At 68.8% G+C, this 19,815-nt stretch carries 15 protein-coding genes; 9 read left to right on the top strand and 6 right to left on the bottom strand.

The window, feature by feature from the left end; translation table 11 throughout:
- Positions 1-23: 23 nt before the first annotated feature.
- The 4 genes from thiS to G9Q37_RS03685 all read right to left on the bottom strand — a co-directional run bounded on the left by thiS (position 24) and on the right by G9Q37_RS03685 (position 4,015).
- On the bottom strand, positions 24-278 hold the full coding sequence (gene thiS / locus G9Q37_RS03700) for a sulfur carrier protein ThiS (protein ID WP_166224731.1): 255 nt from the start codon (positions 276-278) through the stop codon (positions 24-26).
- Positions 279-378: 100 nt separating this feature from the next.
- The gene (locus tag G9Q37_RS03695) at positions 379-1,659 is read right to left on the bottom strand and encodes an NAD(P)/FAD-dependent oxidoreductase (protein WP_166224728.1); all 1,281 of its coding nucleotides are present in this window, start codon (positions 1,657-1,659) and stop codon (positions 379-381) included.
- 6 nt (positions 1,660-1,665) lie between these two features.
- Entirely contained in the window at positions 1,666-3,513 is a 1,848-nt protein-coding gene (locus G9Q37_RS03690; protein ID WP_166224725.1) for an aldehyde ferredoxin oxidoreductase family protein, read from the bottom strand.
- A 25-nt stretch (positions 3,514-3,538) separates the two neighbouring features.
- Entirely contained in the window at positions 3,539-4,015 is a 477-nt protein-coding gene (locus tag G9Q37_RS03685; protein WP_166224722.1) for a 4Fe-4S dicluster domain-containing protein, read from the bottom strand.
- Between the two features lie 360 nt (positions 4,016-4,375).
- On the opposite strand from G9Q37_RS03685, the gene G9Q37_RS03680 reads away from it, so the two are divergent.
- The 8 genes from G9Q37_RS03680 (at position 4,376) to G9Q37_RS03645 (ending at position 16,109) form a co-directional block, all read left to right on the top strand.
- Complete coding sequence (locus tag G9Q37_RS03680; RefSeq protein WP_166224719.1) at positions 4,376-5,410, top strand: XdhC family protein; 1,035 nt, start codon at positions 4,376-4,378, stop codon at positions 5,408-5,410.
- Positions 5,411-5,474: 64 nt separating this feature from the next.
- The gene (locus G9Q37_RS03675; protein ID WP_166224716.1) at positions 5,475-6,143 is read left to right on the top strand and encodes a nucleotidyltransferase family protein; all 669 of its coding nucleotides are present in this window, start codon (positions 5,475-5,477) and stop codon (positions 6,141-6,143) included.
- Between the two features lie 23 nt (positions 6,144-6,166).
- Positions 6,167-7,276 carry a sigma-54-dependent Fis family transcriptional regulator gene (locus G9Q37_RS03670; protein ID WP_166224713.1) on the top strand — a complete coding sequence of 370 codons (1,110 nt, stop codon included), beginning with the start codon at positions 6,167-6,169 and terminating at the stop codon, positions 7,274-7,276.
- A gap of 92 nt (positions 7,277-7,368) precedes the next feature.
- A complete protein-coding gene (locus G9Q37_RS03665) occupies positions 7,369-7,857 on the top strand; it encodes a type III secretion system chaperone (RefSeq protein ID WP_166224710.1) in 489 nt (162 codons plus the stop codon).
- 39 nt (positions 7,858-7,896) lie between these two features.
- Positions 7,897-10,464: a hypothetical protein gene (locus tag G9Q37_RS03660; RefSeq protein WP_166224707.1), complete on the top strand. Its 2,568-nt coding sequence runs from the start codon at positions 7,897-7,899 to the stop codon at positions 10,462-10,464.
- A 255-nt stretch (positions 10,465-10,719) separates the two neighbouring features.
- Positions 10,720-11,181, top strand: coding sequence for a hypothetical protein (locus tag G9Q37_RS03655; protein WP_166224704.1), 462 nt, complete (start codon positions 10,720-10,722; stop codon positions 11,179-11,181).
- 186 nt (positions 11,182-11,367) lie between these two features.
- Entirely contained in the window at positions 11,368-11,835 is a 468-nt protein-coding gene (locus G9Q37_RS03650) for a type III secretion system chaperone (protein WP_166224702.1), read from the top strand.
- A gap of 83 nt (positions 11,836-11,918) precedes the next feature.
- A complete protein-coding gene (locus G9Q37_RS03645; protein ID WP_166224699.1) occupies positions 11,919-16,109 on the top strand; it encodes a hypothetical protein in 4,191 nt (1,396 codons plus the stop codon).
- A gap of 26 nt (positions 16,110-16,135) precedes the next feature.
- Here G9Q37_RS03645 and G9Q37_RS03640 read toward each other — a convergent pair whose 3' ends face one another.
- Complete coding sequence (locus G9Q37_RS03640) at positions 16,136-17,002, bottom strand: substrate-binding periplasmic protein (protein WP_166224696.1); 867 nt, start codon at positions 17,000-17,002, stop codon at positions 16,136-16,138.
- The gene (gene pedF / locus G9Q37_RS03635) at positions 16,992-17,477 is read right to left on the bottom strand and encodes a cytochrome c-550 PedF (protein WP_166224693.1); all 486 of its coding nucleotides are present in this window, start codon (positions 17,475-17,477) and stop codon (positions 16,992-16,994) included. Before pedF ends, G9Q37_RS03640 begins: the two co-directional genes overlap by 11 nt.
- Before the next feature lie 324 nt (positions 17,478-17,801).
- Between pedF and G9Q37_RS03630 the strand changes: the two genes are divergently transcribed.
- On the top strand, positions 17,802-19,814 hold the full coding sequence (locus G9Q37_RS03630) for a sigma-54-dependent Fis family transcriptional regulator (RefSeq protein WP_420810306.1): 2,013 nt from the start codon (positions 17,802-17,804) through the stop codon (positions 19,812-19,814).
- The last annotated feature ends 1 nt before the right edge of the window (position 19,815 follow it).

The following is a 19,815-nucleotide window of genomic DNA, read 5'->3' as shown; positions in this document are numbered from 1 at the left end:
TGCGGGCGGCGCAGGTCGCCGCTTCAGCCGCCCGCGATGGGCGGCCACACGGCGAGCACGTCGCCGTCGGCGAGCGCCGTGCCCGCGCGCTGCTCGGGCGGCACGAAGCGCCCGTTCACCAGCACCAGGTGGACGAGCTTGGGCGGCATGCCGTAGGGGTCGATCACCTGCTGCACGGTGGTGCCGGGCGCCACGTCGAGATCGACCTGGTTGGCGCGGCGCGCCTCGTGCGGCAGGTAGTCGGTGAGGGTGGCGAAGAGCTTGAAGGTGATCTTCATGGGAGTCCGTGAGGACGCCCCGCCGCCGGGCCGCCCCAAGGCGGGGCAGCCCCCTCGGGGGGCAGCGACCCGCGCAGCGGCGGAGCGTGGGGGCTCATGTTCAGCGTCGGCGCGTGTCGCCGGCACCGGCCCAGTGGCCTTGCGCCTGCGCGGACGCCAGGTAGGCGTCCATCAGGCGCGTCGGGTCGGCCTTGAGCTTGTCCTTCCACTCGCCCAGCTTCACCTGGCCTTCGACCAGGCCGCGCATCACGCCCACGTGTTCGGTCCAGCCCACCGAGTTGCAGCCCACGAGCTGATCGCCCTTGAACTGCAGGCTCAGGTGGCGGCCGGCGTTCAGGTCGGTGAGCTCCACGTGTTCGCCGCCGGGCACGCCTTCCCAGTTGCCGAAGCTGGCCGAGATCATGCCCAGGGTGTCGAGCACGTTGATCTGCGTGACGCCCTTGAGCTCGGCCACCTGCCCCACCATGTTGAGCGCGGCCACGCGCGCCTGCTCGGCGGCGTTGGGCTGGATCGCGCTCACGATGGTTTTGCCGCTGACCTTGTCGTAGGCCTCCGCGCAGTCGCCCGCGGCGTAGATGCCGGGCACGTTGGTCTGCAGGTGCTCGTCGGTGAGCACGCCCTGCAGGCAGGTGATGCCCGAGTCTTTCAGGAAGCCGATGGCCGGGCGCACGCCGGTGGCGCTGATCACGAGATCGGCCTCCACCGTGTCGCCGCCCGAGAGCTTCACGCGCAGAGCGCCACCGGCCTGGGGCTCGATGGCTTCCACGCGCGTGCCGGTGTAGACCTTCACGCCCTGGGCTTCGCACCAGCGCTTGATCATGCCGCCCGCGGTGGGACCCATCATGCGCGGCACCATGCGGTCGCCCATCTCCACCACGCTCAGCGCCACGCCGCGCTGCTTGAGCGCCTCCATGATGATGCAGCCGATGAAGCCGGCGCCCATCTGCAGCACGCGTGCGCCGGGCTTGGCGCGCGCCATGATGGCGCGCGCGTCTTCCAGCGTCCAGCACGGGTGCACACCGGGTGCATCCATGCCCGGGATGGGCGGACGCACCGGGTGCGAGCCGGTGGCGATCAGCAGCTTGTCGAAGGCCAGGGTCTGGCCGTCGTCGAGCGTGACGGTGCGGCGCGCGCTGTCGACCGCCGTGGCGCGCGCGCGCACCTGGCGCACGCGCAGCGCGTCGTAGTGCGACGCGCCCTTGCGCAGGTAGGTGCCGCGCTCGTCGATGTTGCCGATGAGCAGGTAGGGAATGGCCATGCGCGAGTACGGCGGCTCGGCCTCATCGCCCACGAGGGTGATGGTGTCGAGCGGCGCGTGCTTGCGAATGGTCTCGGCCGCGATCACGCCGGACGGGCCGGCGCCGAGGATGACGTGGTGCATGCGTGCTTACAGGCCGAGCCGCGCCTTGGTTTCCGCGGTGGGGCGGCCTTCGCTGTCCCAGCCGCGCGCCGCGTAGTACTTGGGCAGCATCTCGGGCAGCTTGCTGACCATGCCCTTGGCGGGGCCGGTCTTGGCGGCCTCGGTGAGCAGGCGCTTGGGCAGCGAGTCGTCGGCCTTGGTGAAGCCCGCGGCGTTGTTGAACTCGCGCTCCATGTTCCAGATGCGCTCGCCGATCTTTTCGAGTTCCTCGGTGGTGTACTGCTCGTCGCACGCGGCCTGCAGTTGCGGGGCCAGATCGGCCACGCCCCAGGCGAAGGTGGTGAACACGCACAGGCCCGACGAATCGAACGCGGCGGTGGCGTCCTGGAAGGCCTTCACGAGTTCGGGCTTGCCCTCGCTCTCCACCGGGTCGGTCTTGACCGGGATGCCCAGCACTTCCGAGGCGATGGTGTAGCCGCGCAGGTGGCACGCGCCGCGGTTGCTGGTGGCGTAGGCCAGGCCGATGCCCTGGATGGCGCGGCCGTCGTAGGCGGGGAATTCCTGGCCCTTCACGCTCATCGAGAGGTCGGGGTGGCCGTACTTCTTCGTGAGGCGCGCCGAACCCAGGCCGATCTCCTTGCCGAAGCCCTCGCCCTTGCCGGTCATCTCGGCGAAGGCGGCGAGCGCGGCGGCCGAGCCGAAGGGCGCGTCCACGCCGATCTGCTCCTTGGTGAGCACGCCCATTTCGTAGAGCTCCATCACCGCGCCCACGGTGGCGCCGAAGCTGATGGGGTCCATGCCGTACTCGTTGCACAGCAGGTTGGCGTACTGCAGGGCCTCGAGGTCGTTCACGCCGTTGGCCGCGCCCAGCGCCCAGGCCGCTTCGTATTCAAGGCCGCCGCTGGCGCCCCAGTACTGCGGCTTGTTTTGCACGGTGAAGTGGGTCTCGTCGATCTTGCTGATGCGACCGCACGCGATGGTGCACCCGAAGCAGGCCTGGTTGGTCACCAGGTGCTTCTTGCCGTCGCTCTCGCGCGGCGTGGCCATGGCCTCGGCCGAGATGTCCTTGGCGCCTTCGAACTGCACGTCGCGGTGGTTGCGCGTGGGCAGCGCGCCCACCTCGTTGATCACGTTCATCAGCACCTGGGTGCCATAGGTGGGCAGGCCCTGACCGGTGACCGCGTTCTCCGCCAGGATCTTCTTCTTCTCCTTGGTGACCTGCATGAAGGCCTTGGGGTCGCGGATGTTGCCCACGCCCTTGGTGCCGCGCACCGCAATGGCCTTGAGGTTCTTGCTGCCCATCACCGCGCCCACGCCCGAGCGGCCGGCCGCGCGGTGCAGGTCGTTGACCACGGCGGCGTAGAGCACCTGGTTCTCACCGGCCTGGCCGATGCAGGAGACGCGCACCAGCGGGTCCTGGAGCTGGGTCTTGACCATCTCCTCGGTCTTCCACACCGTCTGGCCCCACAGGTGCGAGGCGTCGCGCAGCTCGGCCACGTCGTCGTTGATGTAGAGGAACACGGGCTTGGGGCTCTTGCCCTCGAAGATCACCATGTCCCAGCCCGCCATCTTGAGCTCGGCGCCCCAGTAGCCGCCCGAGTTCGAGCAGGCGATGGCGCCCGTGAGCGGGCCCTTGGTGATCACGGTGTAGCGGCCGCCGGTGGAGGCCATGGTGCCGGTCAGCGGGCCGGTGGCCCAGATGATCTTGTTGTCCGGCGAGAGCGGGTCGACCTTGGGGTCGACCTCGCTCGTAAGGTACTTGCTGCCGAGGCCGCGCGAGCCGATGTAGGCGCGGGCCCACTGCATGTTCAGCGGTTCGGAGGTGACGGTGCCCGCGCTCAGGTTGACGCGGAGGATTTTTCCAGCCCAGGACATGAGGGTCTCCTTGTGCGGCTACGGGTCAGGCGGCGCTCGGCTGGTTGCCCAGCTTGTCGGCCCACTGTTTCATGCGGTCGATGCCGGTCCAGTTGGCGTCGATGAAGGTGATCGCGCCGGTGGGGCAGGCGTCGGCGCAGGCCGGGTCGCCACCGCAGAGGTCGCACTTCTGCACCTTGCCGGTTTCCTGCACGTAGTTGATGGTGCCGAACGGGCAGGCGATGGTGCAGACCTTGCAGCCCACGCAGGTGGTCTCGTTGACCACCTTGGCGCCGGTGTCCTTGTCGACCTTGATGGCCTCCACCGGGCAGGCGTGCAGGCACCAGGCCTCGTCGCACTGCGTGCAGGTGTAGGGCACCTTCTTGCCCGTGTGGTGGAAGTCGAACACCTTGATGCGCGACTTCGACGTGGCGTAGATGCCGTAGTTCTCGAACGAACACGCCATCTCGCACTGCAGGCAACCCGTGCATTTGTCGGGGTTGATGTGAAGCACCTTCTGCATTCTTGTCTCCTGTGGGGCGACGCCTTGCAAAGCGGGACGTATGCAAGCGTCTGCATACGATTGTTTGAAGCCGACCGCACCGAATCGCCTAGGGTTAACCCCAGTGGGATGTTTGCCGGCCCCACAAAGTCTCAGATTGCGACAGCGGACACACGCACCCCAACCCGACCGCCAGGTCCGCCGTGGGTGGCAAGATCGCCCAGCCCGGCCAACGCCTTGTCGACCGTGCGGCCAAAGGCATCACCGACGGCTGCGGCCGACGCTTCGAGGAAAAATGCGGGCACCGCCACCCCGGTTCGGGGCCGTCTTCGTCATTGCCGCTGCCTTCTTCTTCACCGCCGCCTGGCGGTGACACCGACCATGGAAAACCTCGATCTTTTCGTGCTGCGCACCCTGCTGGACTGGCGGCGCGCGGGCAAGGCCACGCTGCTGGCCACCGTCATGCGCACCTGGGGCAGTTCGCCGCGCCCGGTGGGCTCCATCATGGCCCTGTGCGAGGGCGGCGCGGTGGTGGGCTCGGTCTCGGGCGGCTGCATCGAGGACGACCTGATCCACCGCTACCGCGACGCCCTGCAGGACGGCCCGCCGCGCAAGGTGAAGTACGGCGTGAGCGCCGACGAGGCCCACCGCTTCGGCCTGCCCTGCGGCGGCACGCTGGAACTGCTGCTCGAATTCAACCCCGACGCGGCCACGCTCGACGACCTGGTGGCGCGCCTGAGCGCGGGCCGCATGGCCCAGCGCAGCACCGAGATCGCCACCGGCCGCGTGGTGCTCACCGACATCGAACAGCCCGAGGCGCTGCGCGAGCACGAGGGCTGGCTGCACAACGCCTTCGGCCCCGAGTACCGGCTGCTCATGATCGGCGCCGGCCAGCTCACCGAGTACCTGGCCACCATGGCGCTGTTCAGCGGCTTCTCGGTCACCGTCTGCGACCCGCGCGAGGAATACCGCGGGGCCTGGCAGGTGCCGGGCGTGACGCTTTCGCACGAGATGCCCGACGACCTGGTGCGCGGCTTCCGCGCCGACCGGCGCACCGCCATCGTCGCCCTCACCCACGACCCCAAGCTCGACGACCTGGCGCTGCTCGAAGCGCTGGAGACCGAGGCCTTCTACATCGGCGCCATCGGCTCGCGGCGCAACCAGGCGCTGCGCCACGCGCGGCTCATCGAGCACTTCGACCAGACCGAGGAGGGCCTGGCGCGCCTGCGCGGGCCCATCGGCATCTACATCGGCAGCAAGACGCCGGCCGAGATCGCGGTGAGCGTGATGGCCGAGCTGCTGGCCGTGAAGAACGGCGTGCCGCTGCCGCGCGACCTCGCGGTGGGCGAGGCCAAGGACCGGCTCGAGATCGACCCCAATGAGCCCGTGGCCTGCTTCGTGCGCGAAGCCGACTGAACCCGCGCCGGGCACGCTTCGTGCAGGATACGGGGGTGCTGTTCCAAAACGAGACACCTGCCGCATGACCACCACCGCGCTGATACTGGCCGCCGGTGCGGGCCAGCGCCTGGGGAGCATTCCCAAATGCCTGGTGCGCCTCGGCGGCCGCACGCTGCTGCAGCGGCTGCTCGAATCGCTGCAGGCGCTGCCCGCGGTGAACACCGTGCTGGTGGTCGGCGGCCCGCACGGCGCGGCCATCCTGCGCCACCTCAACACCCTGCCGCGCGCGCTCTGGCCCCTGGTGGTGCGCAACCCCCAGCCCGGTGACGACCCGTCCGACTCCCTGCACACCGGCCTGCGCCACCTCACCGCCATGCCCGACCGGCTCCTAGTGCTGCTGGCCGACCTGCCCCTGCTCGATGCGTCCGCGCTGCAGGCCGCGCTCGACGCCTTCGATCGGCGCGAGCGCGGGCTGCATGCCCTGGTGCCCACGGTGAACGGCCAGCCCGGCCACCCGGTGGTGCTCGACGAGATCGCCTGCGCCACGCTGCGCGGCCGCGGCCACGGCGGCCTGCGCGCCTGGCGCCGCGATCAGCCCGACGCGGTGGCCGCCTGGCCCACCGACAACCCGCGGCATGTGCGCGACCTCGACACGCCCGACGACCTCGAGCGGCTGGCGCAAGACACCGGCCTGCCCGTCAGCCTGCCCAGCACCGAGGCCCCGCCCCCCAGCGGCGCGGTCATCGGTTGATCCTCCCCGAACGGACTGCTCCAATGGCCTCCATGCCGCTCAGCCCCCCCTCTCCCGCCCACGACCGGCTGGCCCTGATCGAACAGGCCCGCCGCGCCGTGCTCGACGGCCGCAACCCCGAAGCCGGCCCGCGCCTGGCGCCGTGGGTGGCGCGCTCGTGGCGGCGCTGTCTGCAGCAAGGGCTGGACCCGCGGCGCAGCGTGAGCTTCGACCCGGTGAGCGCGGCCCAGGCGCGCCGCGCCATGGAAGCCAGCCAGCCCCTGCTGCAGGCGGCCGCGCCGGTGATCCGCTCGCTCTCCCGGGCCATGGCGCACACGCGCTACTTCGCCATCCTCACCGACGCGCAAGGCGTGGTGATCGACGTCAACGGCCCGGTGGACCTGCACGAGCCCAGCGTCAGCCGCATCGCCCGGCTCGGCGTGGACCTGTCCGAGCGCGCCGTGGGCACGACCGCCATCGGCATGGCGCTGACCGACCTGCAGCCGGTGTGGCTGCACCGCGGCGAACACTTCTTCGACGCCACCAGCATCTACAGCTGCGCCGGCGCGCCCATCTGGGACCCGGACGGCCGCTGTGTGGGCATGCTCGACCTCACAGGCGTGAACGTGACCGAGCAACCCGCGCTCAAGCACCTGGTGTCGCAGTCGGCGCGCAGCATCGAGAACGCGCTGGCCCTGGCGCGGCCGCACCACCTGCTGCTGCGCATGAACTGGCCCGGCCGCGTGCTCGGCGACGACAGCGACGGCCTGGTCTGCCTCGACGCCGACGGCGCCATCACTGGCCTCAACCGCCCCGCGGCCGACATGCTGTGCGTGCCCATGGGCCAGGAGGCCGGCCACGCGAGCCTGTACTTCGCGGCCCCGGTGGAAAGCCTGTTCGACGCCGCCACCGCCCACCTGGGCGCGCAGGAGGTGCCGCTGTGGTCGGGCCTGCGTCTGCAGGTGCTGGCCCAGCCCGAACGCCGCGCCGCGCGCAGCGCGCCCGCGCCCCAGGGCGTGCCGCTCAAGGACTTCGAAACCTCGATGATCCGCAAAGCGGTGGACGACGCGCGTGGCAACGTGATGGAAGCCGCGCGCGCGCTCGGCATCAGCCGCGCCACCATCTACCGCAAGCTGGGCGCCAAGCGGCGCTGAGGCCGGTCTTTTGACCGAGTCGTGAAGGCTTAAGCCCGGATCGGGGTGGGGCCTGGGGGCACCCACACGCATTCCACCGCCCGGAGTGCCCCATGCCCCTGCTCACCCCCGACGACGTCGACACCGCGCTCGATCAGGCGACGCAGGCGGTGCCCGAGCTGGGCATGGTGACACGGCTGGATTCGAGCGCCTGGGTGCTGGCGCTGGCCAGTGGCCACGAACTGCTGGCCGAATGGGCCGACGAGCCGCCGCGCCTGGTGCTCACCGCCCCCCTGGGCCAACCCGAGCCCGAGCACGAACTGGCGGCCAGCCGGGCCGCCCTGCTGCACAACGCCCAGTGGCCCGAGCACGGCCCGCTGCGCGTGGGCCGCGACGACGAGGGCGAGTGGCTGTTGATGACCGATCTGCCGGCGTCGGCGCTGCAAGGGCCCGAACTGCCCGATCAACTGCTGCGCTTTGGCGCGGAGCAGGCGCTTTGGACGCTGGCACTGCAGCGCATCGGGCAGGCGGCGAGCCCGGGCGCCGCCGCGAACCCTTCGGCAGCGCCGCCCATGGGGCCGGCCTCGGCACTGCGCGCCTGAGCCCGCGCCGCCATCGAGCCAACGCACCCTGCACGCGCCATGTTCAAGAACACCCTCTCCTCCCTCCGCAATGGCCCTTCGCAGCCCCGAAGCCAGGTCAGCGACAAGACCAGCCCGAACATCAAGGCCATGGCCGAGCCCGCGGCCGCCGCGCGGCACACCAAGGCGCGACCGACCCCGAGCTTCCTGCAGCGCATGCGGGCCCGCTGGCGCGCCCGGGTGGAGGAGCCCGCGAAAGGCCCGGTGCATCTCGCGATCCAGAGCCTTGTCGATGAAGCGGGAACCGGCATCAATGGCATCGCCATCCGCAAAAACGATCTCCTGCCCTTCAATGCCGCCCTGGACCTGATCCGGTGGCTCTCGAAAGACGAAAAGGTCCAGTTCAGCGCGCAGGAGGTGGCTGAGAAAATGAAGCTGGTCAATGGGGCGCTGTTGACCACCGAATCCGAGATCGCCGAGGAGACCGCGGCTGCCGCCACGGAGGCCCATGCCGGTCTGCGGCGCATGTCACAAAAATCGCCGGATGTCCGAGCCATTGCAAAAGTGCTGGTGGACGCCGCCGAGAACGACCTGCTGAATGCATTTCGCATCGACTTCGAGGCCTTCGGCGCTTTCCGCACGCCTCAAGAAGCTCAAAAGGCCGACAAGACCGCCAGCAAAGCAGACCGCCGCACCTTCAAGCTCCATCAATACCGAGCCAAACGGTACTTCGAAGCCCTCGGCGAACAAGCGCTCCTCGGAGCCAACAACACGCCGCAAGAGAAGACACGGCTGCTTCGGGAACAGAAGAAGCTGACCCGAGATCCCTATCGGCGCAACGGGTTCTACCATGCAGGCATGCTGCTCCAGAAGCGTTGGATCGACCAGCCTGCGAGCATTCTGCAAGGCCTCGCTGAACGCAGACTGCAGGCCGAAGAAGCCGCCAAAAACAGCGACGCGCATGCGTTCCACGCAGCATCCCAAGCACTGGTCCAGGCTCACGACGCGGCGATCAAAGACCTGGGAGAACTGGCCATCCGGCTGATGCGCACGCACGCCTTGTCCATCAGCTTGCTCCCCAGTGAGCGCGTCGCGCTTCGCACCTATGGCGAGAGCATTCTGAAGAAGCTGATTCCCTTCCTGAGCGCGCCCGACAGTTATCAGGGTGCCCTGTACCAGGTGGCCACCATGGGCTGCAGTTCCGACGGTGATCGGCAGCAAATGGCCTTGCGGCTGTTGCGCGGCGAGCCGTACTTCACGGACGACCTCGAGACGCAAGGCAGCAGGATCGATCCGGTCTTGTTCGAGCTTGAGCCGCCGGAAACCGACGAAGTCCAGGCACCGTTGTCGCCGCCGCTGAGGCTCGCCGAGATCAAGGTTCGTATCCTTGGGGAAGAATTGCGAAAGCTCCAGGCGCAGCAGAAGACAAGCAGTGCGAGCAGCAAGGCCATGAAGAAGCGCCTCGAGGATCTGTTGCCGCGCCAGGCGAGCAAGAGCAAAGACGTCAACAACGCGATTCGCACGGCCCAAATTCAGCGCGTGCGCGCCGATTCGCTCGCTGCACAACGCCATCTCACGCTGTTGCAAAGCACGCAGATCCCTGACCTTTCGGCATTCACGGCCAACTCGTACCTGAGCGAATGCCAGCGGTTCGAACAGGACACGAAGAACGATGCCGACAAGGCCGCCGAGGTTCTGAATCGCATGGAGGGCGCATCGCAAGGTGGCTCCGAGGAATTCGCCCGCGCTGAGACAGCCCGCTTGGTCCTAAAGATCAGCAATCGCATACACGCCGAAATGGAACAGGTCGTGCGGGAGGCTTGGGTCGCGTTCAATGCCGACGAGGCGGCACGCATTGACGACAACGTGGTCAGCGATCCAGCCCCGTTGGAAGCAGACGAAGGCAATGCGGCGGCGTTTCCGGAACCAGAGGATCGCGACACCTTTGACGATGCCCATCAACCGCTGCAGCCGCTAGACATCGAACACGCGGAGAACGAAGCCTGGGCTGAGGAGCCACAGCCCGTTTCGCCCGCCGTGTCGCCCCGAATGGTTGAGCAAGTCCCGGCGCCGAGGCCGCCACAACTGCGGTTCGCCGAGATCAAGATCAATGTCCTCACCGACACCTTGCAGAAGCTCCTGGCTTCGAAGAACACCAGCGACGTGAGCGGCAAGACCGCGCAGAACCGCCTTCAGCTTGTGTTGCCGCGTCAGGCGAGCACAAGCAGCAACGTCGACAACGCGGTGCGCGCCGCGCAGATCCAGCGAGTGCGGGCCGATTTGCTCGCGGCGCAACGCCATCACGCGCTGTTGCAAAGCAGGCAGGTCCTGGGCTTTGTGGCCTTCAGCACCGGGTCGTACTTGAGCGACTGTGAGGTGCTTGCACAGGAAGCGCAGGAGGAGGCCGCCGAGGCTGCCGAGGTTCTGAAAAATCTGGAGAGCGAACCGCATGGCAAGGGCGCTGAGGAGCGCACCCAGATCGAGACCGCAAGGTTGGTCTGCGATATCCACGAGCGCATACAGGCCGACATGAATGCGGTCTTTCAAGAGGCCGCAGAGGCATTCCAGATCGCCAGGTTCGAGAGACAGATGTCCCGGCCCACACCAGCGCCTGACGAGCAGTCCTGATCAGGCCAAGCCTCCAGCCCGTCGGGCAGATCGGGCCTGCGTGCGTCACCCACAAGCAGAAGCGAACACCCTCCCCGGCCATGCCCGCGCACAACACCCTCTCACGCCCCCTCCCTTCGAGCCTGGTTCCGCAGCTGCTCACCTGGAGCCATTCCGAAAAGAACCACGGCAAGATCTTCGACGTTCGGGCCCGCGGCCAGCGGACCGAGCTGAAACTGCGAAAGGTCGGTCTGGGCGACTTCATGGCCAGGCGCTTTGCAGCAGCTCGACGCCCTGGTGCGCGACGCCCACCTGGCGCAGCGGCTGAAAGCCACCCGCCGCGAACAAGCCCAGTGCGTGGCCCCTGCGTCCCTGCCCCAGGCCCTGGCCAAAGCGCGCACCGCCTTCACGCGGTGTTGCACCGAGTTGACGAAGAAAACCAAAGCCTGCATCGACACATGCACGGCCTTGGGCGAGGACCTGGCACAGGCAGCCCAAGGCGTCGGCCTGCACCCACAAGACCGCATGGTGCTTACCCGGCTGGCTGAGGCGTTTCTGACACTGGCGCATGGCGAAACGGAAATAGACCTGCCCTGTGCGCAGGCTTACGCACCGGCCCGGCAGGGCCAGACCGATCCCGCCCAGGCAGCGCCGTGGATCCATTCGGCCGCGGGCCCGCAGGCAGACACCGTGCTGAACGAGATCGTTCGGCAGACCAAGCAGGCCCCCGATCGGTGATGCCAATCGGGTCAACGCCGCAGAGGCTGCGGGACCCGGTTCAAGCTGAATGGCGGTCAGCCGCCGCAAGGGCCCTCGCCGAACGGTCGACCGCCACAGACCGTTGACCGAGCCATGATGGGTTAAGCCCGGATCGGGCGTTAGTGGCGCGGCACACACGCACATCCCACCCGCTGGAGTGCGCCCATGCCGTCCCAGAACGCCCACGACATCGACGTCGCCCTCAATGACGCCGTTCAAGCGCAGCCCGACCTGGGTGCAGTGACACGGCTTGACGATGCGGCCTGGCTGATCGAGGCGCTCGGCAAAGAGCCGCTGCTGGTCGAATGGGCGCCTGCCCCGCCGCGGCTGGTGCTCACGGCGCCCCTGGGTCAGCCGGCGCCCGGACACGAACTGCTGGCCTGCCAGACCGCACTGACCTACAACGCCCAGTGGCAGCACAACGGCGGGGTGCGCGTGGCCCGCGACCCCGATGAGGGCGACCTGCTGCTGATGACCGAACTGCCGGCAGCGGCGCTCGCCGACGAGCCGCTGACCGACGCCCTGGCGCGCTTCGGCGCGGTACGTGCCTTGTGGGTGCTGGCCCTGCAGGGCATGGCCCAAGAACCCATGCCACCCGAAGCCGCCCTGGCCCCTCTTGCCGAGCGGGCCTGACCCCAGCCGCCTCCACAACGCCCGCTGCAGCGCGTCGCCGCCCGGCACTGCACCGACCAACCCGCCAACACACGTCGATTCCCATGAAAGCCTCATCCTCGCGCGCACCGATCGTCACCCCCGCCGACATCAGCATCCCGCATGTGGCGCAATGGTTGGGCGACAAGGCCGGCCGTAAGCCCGACGCCCGGCTGCACGTCAAACGAAACGGACAAGGCGCCAATGTGGTCACCACCGGCGGTGGCGCCATCCGGCGCCTGCAGGTGGCCCTGGGCCGCCGGGCGCCCGACCGCACCGACCGCGAATCCAGGGCGGTGGTCAACAACCTGCTGGCCGCCGCCATGGCACACCCCGCCATCGAGGGCCTCAGAAACAACCTCAAGCCGGCCGACCGTCAGCGCGCGAGTGCGGTTCGAAATGCGCTGAAGGCCTTGCAGGACTGGGCAGCCCATGCGGACGCGGGACCCCTGCGGGTCAGCGACCTCGCCGCTCCGCTGCAGGCCTTGTCAGAGGCCATCCAGAGCGAGTCGGCCGCCGCCACCCAAACGCTGCTCCAGCGCTCGCTGGACGCCCAGACCCGGCTCCGCAAAGCGGACATCCGCGACGAGACCGACTTTGCGCGCACCGCCGGGTCCGTGGCGCTCAACCGCGCGCCACAAAGCGCTCAAACGCCGGCCCGCGTCGCACTGAAAGAGGCCACCGCGTTGGCTCAGCGAGCGCAGCTGTATTTCATCAAGGGTGAAACCGCTCCGCAGGCTCAACGCGCCGGAGCAGACGCGCGCCACGCTGTGCCCGAACTGTCCCGGGCCCGGTTTCTCTTGCGCCTGGGCCAGGTCGTGCGTCGGTCACCCACCAGCCAATCGGTAGCTGGCCTCGGGCACAGCACCGCGCTGCGCCATCGCCACCCCACCCTCGACCTCGACCTGTCCATTGGCATGGCCTACCTGCTGGCCATCCCCCAACGCCTCTCGGCTTTGAATGACGAAGCAAGAACCGCGATGCAGCCGCTGCAGGAACTGGCCAATGCGGTGAAGAAGGCAGAAAAGCAAGCGGCGAAGCGCGAAGCCAAACGCCTCGCGCATCCGGCCCACCGCCCGGACGAGGTAGCGGCGGCCAACCGTGAGCTGGCAAAGGGCTGCCAGCAGGCGGTGAAGAGCTACGAGGAGGTGCTGGCCAAGCTTCACGCACTCGCCAAAGAACTGCTCACGCTTCAGCAAGCAGACCCCGCCCTGGCCGATGCCGGCTGCGCCCGGCTGCAGGCAATGGGCTGCGCAGTGCTCGGCATGGTCCATGCGCTGACGGCACCAGACCAGCAGACCGCGCAGCTCTATCGGCTGGCCCGCCTGGGCGCCGACGATCCCGCCAAGGCGCGTCGTGCCATGCAGCTGATGCTGAGGCTCCGAGCCCCGGCATCGGCGGGCCTGGCCGCATCGAACGCCAGCGCCGCCGCGGTGGCCGACACCGCGCCGGTGGCGACAGGCGCCATCAACACCGGCGATGGCCCAAACGCCCTGCCCCAGTTGCCGGGGACCGCACCCGAAACCGCAGACGACACCAGCGGGGACTTCGATGCCGCCTCGGCCGCCATCGGTTGGCCATCGGCCTCGCCACTGCCCCGGAAGCGCCCGCTCTCCGCTCGGCATTTCGAGTGGCTATCGGAAAACATCGCGGCCCGCCAGCGGCGCCCGTCATCGGGCAACCACAAGATTGTGGTCGAGGATCTCGCTGCGCCGGCGGACCCGCTGCAACGCGAGCGCGAGGCGGGCACGGTGGCGCTCAATGGCGATCCTGCGGACCAGGCGCATCAAGGTGACTTCGTCCGCGCCCGCGAGACCGCCCTTGCCCTCGGCGAAGCCACCGCGCGGCTCGCCATCCCGGCCCCGACGCTTCCCCGGGACGCGGGCAAAAGTCCCCGGGCCGCGCTGCCGGCCAAGCCCGCGCCCGGCACGCGCACGGTCGAGGAGAAACTCGATAACCTCCGGCTGCGACTCGGCCTGCAGCAGAACGCCTTGGCCGAGGCGCGCGCAAAAGCCGCCGCATGGCGGAGCGAGCATGGCAAGGGCAGCAAGAGGCTGAACGACATCGTCCGCGCTGCCGAAGATTCGGTGCGCATCACCTTGGCCGACATCGCTGCGCAGGAAAAGAGGGTTGAAGCGGCCCGCCCGGCAGAAGACGATGAACTCGACCAACTCCTGGCCGACATCAATCAGCGACAGTCCCAGCCGGTGACGGCGGGCGAGGTGCAGGTCATCGCAGCGGCCGAGGAGGCGCACCGGGAGGCCTCGGCCAGGCTCGTCGAGCTCGACCAGCTGCGCATCGCGACCGAGCGGATCGCGGCGCACGACAACCAAGTCTCGACGGACTGGACCACATTGCACGGCGAGCGCAGCGCGTCGCTGCGCAAGCAGGCCGATGCTTCGCTGAATTGGGTGGCCCGGGTCAAACAGCAGCATCAGGAGCAACAGCTGCTGGTGGAAAAAACCCGACAGGCATTGGCGTCGGCGCCCGCATCGGCCGACCGCAAGAACGCAGCGCCTCGTGCGCCGATTTCGCAAACCCCATTGTTCGAGACCGAGGTGCAACGCGCCAACCACGACCTGCTCTCGTTGCGCGCCCAGCTCACGCAAGCCCGCGCCCTTGCACACCGCAAAGCCGGGGCCGCCACCGCAGATGCGGTGGCGCTTCTCGAGACGCGCGTGGACATGACGCAAAACCGGCTGCGCGAAATCGAACTGGCCCGAGCCGCGGTGCTGGCCCGCACGAGCGCCTTGAACGACCCGACGCGTGGCGATGAGGCGAAGGTGATCGAGCTTCGCGTGAAAGTGGACCGGGCCGAGGCAGACGTTGCACAACTGCGGCTCCGCCGCAAACCCTTCGAAAGGGCCCACGAGATCGCAGTGGAAGCGCACAACCGGGAACAGAAATCGGGCGAGTCGCGCCTGCAGCAACTCATGCCTGGCAAGCTCGAGGCCATCCAGCGTGCGCAAACGGCCATGGACAAAACGGCCGCCGCCCTGCGCGCGATGACCCGGCAACTGCAAGACGCTGAGGCACGCTTGCAGGCAAACGAGCAAGACCTTCAGGCCGCGCGCTCGGCCCAAGCCGCCCGAGCGCCGGCGCGTTTGCAAAGCCCCGCGAACACGGCAGGCCGTGGCAAACCGGCGACGGCCAACGCCGCATTCGAAGCCCTGGATAAGGCGCTGAACGGAACCGACGACGACTGGACCGCCTGGGTCGAGGCCAGCACCACGGACGTTCCGCAAGCGCCGACGACGCCGCCGGACAGCACCCAAGCCACCGAAGTGGCCACGGCTCCGTCAGGCACGGCTGCCACGCGCGATGACGGGATCGAGCCGATCATTCCCATGATCACGGAGCGCGATGAAGCGGCCGCCGAGAACCTCATTCGGCAACACAGCAAACTGCTGCTGGCCCAACAGACGATGATCGAGCTCGACCGCTGGATCGAACGCAGCACCGATCAGGGGCAGCTGGACCGCTTGCGCGCCCGGCGCAAGGCCAGCGAGGAAGAATGGAGCGCACTGGTCGAGCTGTCTTTGCCCGATGCGCTGCCGACGCAGGAGCCGGCGATCATGCAACTGGCGCGCGACGCCGCCCGGCAGCAGGAAGCCGCTGCCCAGGCGGAGATGGACGCCCTCTCGCCCACAGACCCCACCTATGCGCAGGCCCTGGCGGACGCCGATACCGATCGCCAGATTGCACGGAACATCCAGCATGGCCTGAGCGCCGGCGACGCCGCCGAACCGGATGAACCGGTCGCAGCCGCCACAGCACCCACGCGCTTCACCGACACCATGGCCCGCCTGCAGCGTCAGGTCCGCGAAGGCGTGCAAGCCGTCGCCGCGGCCCGCCAGGCGCTGCAGGCATCGGAAGCGGCAGAGATCGCCGCCGAGACGGTGCATCGCCAATGGGACCGCGGCTGGATCAGCAGCCTGCGAAACGCCGCGGCCATGCGCAACAGCGCGACCACGCTTCGGCAGGCCACCCTGACGCGGATGAAGGCCGAGCAATCGCTCGCGCAGGCGACCATCGCGCTGGGCAAGGCACAAAGCCTGCACGACCAGGGCGCCCAGGCGGTCGAGCGGATCCGTTCGCTGCAATGGCAGCTTGACGCGCTGCGTGCGCACCCGCTGGTCGTTGAAGACCAACCGGGCGACGGCGCAGGCGCGTCGAATACGGTGTCGGCGCTGCAGACCGAACTTGCCCGCGCCACGGCCAACTTCGACGCGGTTGTGCAGCGGCTCGGCGCCTGAGGCGCCAGGGCAGCCGACCGCCCCCTTCAGGGCGCGGTCAGCGTGAGGCCGTTGGCCTTGAACAAGGCCAGCAGCTCGCCGCTTTCGCGCAACTGCCCCATCGCGGTTTCGATCGCCTGGCCCAGGGCCTTGTGTTCGGCCTTGATCGCCATGCCCACCGGCCAGCCATTGACGGCCATGCCCGGGAAGGCCAGCGGCGTCAGCCGCACCCGCCCGCCCGCAGCGCCCGCGCGCGCCAGCACCGCCTCGGCCTGCGCGCGCAGCACGTAGGCGCCCGCGGCCTTGCCGTCCAGCACCGCCTGCACGGCCTCGGTGCCGCTGGGCAGGATGGCCACCTGGTTGCGCAGCAGCCCGCCGCCGTGGCCCATGAGCACGCTCGCCGCGGCCGCGCCGCGCTCGGCCGCCAGCGGCTGGCCCTTGAGGTCTTCGGGCGTGTTCACCTCGGCGATGCGTTGCGTGTCGTGCGCGAGCACGAGCTGCTGGCGCATGTAGGGCGCAAAGATCAGCACCTGCCGGTTCTTCTGCATCAGGGTGCGGTCGACCGGCACCTGCAGCAGCACGTCGGCCGGGCCATAGCCCAGGTAGTGGCCGCGCCAGACCATGTTGCGCAGGTCGTCGTTCATGTTCTCGCCGGCGTCGAAAGGCAGCAGCGCGAGCTTGAGGCCGAGTTGCCTGGCCAGCGCGCCGGCCAGGGCGACGTCCAGGCCCTGCATGTCGTTGGCGGGGCCGTCGGAAAACGGCGCGTTGTCCTTGTACACGGCCACCTTGAGCGCCCCGCTCGCGCGGATCTTCGCCAGGTCGCTGAGCTCCTGCGCATGCAGCGCAGGCAGGCCCGCGCACAGTGCCGCGGTCAGCAACGTGCGCCGGTTCAGGCGGGCCGCGTCACTTTTCACGGCGCGTCTCCAGGTAGGTCTTGATCGCCCAGATCGCTTCCTGGTTCATGGTGCCCTCGAAGGGCGGCATGTAGACGCGGCCGTCGCGCACACGGCCGCGGCGCACGGTGGCCAGGTAGTAGTCGTCCATCTCCTTGTAGCAGGCGGCCTTCTTGGCCGGGTCGGCCAGGCCTGTGCAGTCGGCGTCGAACTTGCGCAGGTCGGGCGAGATGCCGCCCGAGATCGCCTCCAGGCCGTGGCAGCGCGCGCAGTTCTGGTTGTAGGCCGAGGTGCCGATGCGCAGCGCCTCTTTGTGCGCGGGGCCGCTGCTGTAGGGGTTGGCGTCCAGCCACTTGGCGCCGAGCGGCGGCAGCGTGCTGGTGTCCACCGCTTGCGGCGTCACGTCGCCATGGGCGAAGGCGCTGGCCAGCGCAGCGGCGAGGCCGAGCGCGGTGAGCGCGCGCAACAGGGTTCGGGGGCGGGTGGGGGTCTTCATGCGTTGTCTCCAGGGTTCGAAACGGTCCTGCCCCAGGTCTGCAAAAAGCGGGCCCGTGGGGCTGCCACGGGCGCATTGCTCCAAATCGGAACAGTGTCCGCGTGGCCGGCTTCTTGCAGGGAACAACACCGGAGACACCGTGTGTCAGCCGGAAGCATTGCGGGAAAGTTCCGTGTTGTCGCGCGCAACCGATATGAAGAGAATTTCATGACCGACAAGAGCGATCGCCCCGACAGAGGACGTCCCGCCGAACACGGTGAGGACCCCCGATGGGCGGCGGACTACTGGGGTGGTCTGCCGCCGGCGCCCGGTGCAGGAGACAACATGAACGCAGCCATGCCCACACGGCCGCACAGCCCCGCAGCGGGCGCCCAGGCGGTGTCCGCCGGCAGTGCGGACCTGATCGACGCATCGCACCAGCGATCGTTGAAGTACGGCATCGCCGCGGCCGACGAACCGGACTTCAGCAGCCCGGCGCGCCACGTGCTGCACGAGGCCATCGAAGAAAACCGCTTCCTGTTCCAGCACGCTGCGCCCGTGATGGAAACGCTGTACGACCAGATCGTGAACACGCACAGCATGGTGCTGCTCACGTCCGCGCGCGGCATGGTGCTGCACTCGCTGGGCGACCCCGACTTCCTCGAGAAGGCGTCGCGCGTGGCGCTCACGCCGGGCATGGACTGGTCCGAGCGCGGCAAGGGCACCAACGCCATCGGCACCGCGCTCACCGAAGAAGAAGCGCTCACGGTGCACGGCAACCAGCACTACCTCGACGCGAACAAGTTCCTCACCTGCTCGTGCTCGCCCATCTTCGATCCCTACGGCCAGGTGATCGGCGCGCTCGACGTCACGGGCGACCACCGCAGCTACCACCAGCACACGCTGGCGCTGGTGCGCATGTCGGCGCAGATGATCGAGAACCACATGTTCGCCGACATCTTCCCCAAGGCGATCCGGCTTCACTTCCACAGCCGTTCGGAATTCCTGGGCACGCTGGTCGAGGGCATCGCGGTGTTCTCGCCCGAGGGGCGCTTCCTGTCGGCCAACCGCAGCGCGCAGTTCCAGTTCGGCCTGTCGTTCGCGGCGCTCAAGACGCACACCTTCCAGTCGCTGTTCGGCATGCCCATCGGCGCGCTGATCGACCTGTTCGCGGGCGCGCTGCCCGCGCCCAAGCAGCTGGTGATGCACAACGGCGTCTCGGTGTGGTGCCGCGTGAAGATCAAGAACCCGAGCGCGTGGACACCGCCCGTGGTGAGCCCCGCCGTGGCCGCACCGGCGCCCGCCCCCGCCTTCTCGCGCAAGCCGCACTTCTCCAGCCTGCAATACCTCAACACCGGCGACCCGCAGGTGGCCGCGGTGATCCACAAGGTGCGCATGGTGGCGGGCAAGGACATCCCGGTGATGATCCTGGGTGAGACCGGCACCGGCAAAGACCTGCTGGCCCAGGCCATTCATGGCGACTCGCCGCGCGCGGGCCAGCCCTTCGTGTCGGTGAACTGCGCGAGCATTCCCGAGACGCTGATCGAGAGCGAGCTGTTCGGCTACGAAGAAGGCGCGTTCACCGGCGCGCGCAAGAAGGGCGCCATCGGCAAGATCGCGCAGGCCCACGGCGGCACGCTGTTCCTCGACGAGATCGGCGACATGCCCAAGCACCTGCAGGCGCGGCTGCTGCGCGTGCTGCAGGAACGCAAGGTGAGCCCGCTGGGTGCCGGCAAGGAGGTCGACGTCGACGTGGCCGTGGTCTGCGCCACGCACAAGAACCTCAAGGACATGATCGCGCGCGGCGATTTCCGTGAAGACCTCTACTACCGTCTCAACGGCCTGGTGGTGCGCCTGCCCGCGCTGCGCGAACGCACCGACTTCGAGACCGTGGTGCAGAAGATCCTGCAGACCCTGTGCACCCAGGGCGAGAACATCCAGATCGCGCCCGAGGTGATGGCGCTGTTCAAGCGCTACGCCTGGCCCGGCAACTTCCGCCAGCTGCACAACCTGCTGCGCACGGCGGTGGTGATGGTGGGCTGCGAAGGCAGCATCACCACCGAACACCTGCCCGACGACTTCGTGGAAGAGCTCAAGCTCGATCGGCAGGCGGCCCCCACGGCCCCGCTGCCAGGGCCTGCGACCCCCACGGCCGCAGGGCCCGACGCGCCCGCCGCCACCGGCGCCCCCGAGTCACGCGGCGAAGCCTTCCGCCTGCAGGACGTGGCCCTGGCCGCCATGGCCGAGGCGCTGCGCCAGCACAAGGGCAATGTGTCGGCCGCCGCCAAGGCGCTGGGGGTGTCGCGCAACACCATCTACCGCAAGAAGGACCAGTTGCCGGCGGATCTGTTGCGCTGAC

The organism is Hydrogenophaga crocea, assembly GCF_011388215.1.
GTDB lineage: Bacteria > Pseudomonadota > Gammaproteobacteria > Burkholderiales > Burkholderiaceae_C > Hydrogenophaga > Hydrogenophaga crocea.
This window is presented reverse-complemented; position numbering and strand designations above follow the sequence as displayed.

What these genes read in the sequence shown, in the direction of transcription:
- G9Q37_RS03645 (WP_166224699.1), top strand. Translation starts at nt 11,919, where the DNA reads ATGAAAGCCTCATCCTCGCGCGCACCGATCGTCACCCCCGCCGACATC.
- G9Q37_RS03650 (WP_166224702.1), top strand. Translation starts at nt 11,368, where the DNA reads ATGCCGTCCCAGAACGCCCACGACATCGACGTCGCCCTCAATGACGCC.
- G9Q37_RS03685 (WP_166224722.1), bottom strand. Translation starts at nt 4,015, where the DNA reads ATGCAGAAGGTGCTTCACATCAACCCCGACAAATGCACGGGTTGCCTG.
- thiS (WP_166224731.1), bottom strand. Translation starts at nt 278, where the DNA reads ATGAAGATCACCTTCAAGCTCTTCGCCACCCTCACCGACTACCTGCCG.
- G9Q37_RS03665 (WP_166224710.1), top strand. Translation starts at nt 7,369, where the DNA reads ATGCCCCTGCTCACCCCCGACGACGTCGACACCGCGCTCGATCAGGCG.
- G9Q37_RS03670 (WP_166224713.1), top strand. Translation starts at nt 6,167, where the DNA reads ATGGCCTCCATGCCGCTCAGCCCCCCCTCTCCCGCCCACGACCGGCTG.
- G9Q37_RS03630 (WP_420810306.1), top strand. Translation starts at nt 17,802, where the DNA reads ATGAACGCAGCCATGCCCACACGGCCGCACAGCCCCGCAGCGGGCGCC.
- G9Q37_RS03660 (WP_166224707.1), top strand. Translation starts at nt 7,897, where the DNA reads ATGTTCAAGAACACCCTCTCCTCCCTCCGCAATGGCCCTTCGCAGCCC.
- G9Q37_RS03690 (WP_166224725.1), bottom strand. Translation starts at nt 3,513, where the DNA reads ATGTCCTGGGCTGGAAAAATCCTCCGCGTCAACCTGAGCGCGGGCACC.
- G9Q37_RS03675 (WP_166224716.1), top strand. Translation starts at nt 5,475, where the DNA reads ATGACCACCACCGCGCTGATACTGGCCGCCGGTGCGGGCCAGCGCCTG.
- G9Q37_RS03680 (WP_166224719.1), top strand. Translation starts at nt 4,376, where the DNA reads ATGGAAAACCTCGATCTTTTCGTGCTGCGCACCCTGCTGGACTGGCGG.
- G9Q37_RS03695 (WP_166224728.1), bottom strand. Translation starts at nt 1,659, where the DNA reads ATGCACCACGTCATCCTCGGCGCCGGCCCGTCCGGCGTGATCGCGGCC.
- pedF (WP_166224693.1), bottom strand. Translation starts at nt 17,477, where the DNA reads ATGAAGACCCCCACCCGCCCCCGAACCCTGTTGCGCGCGCTCACCGCG.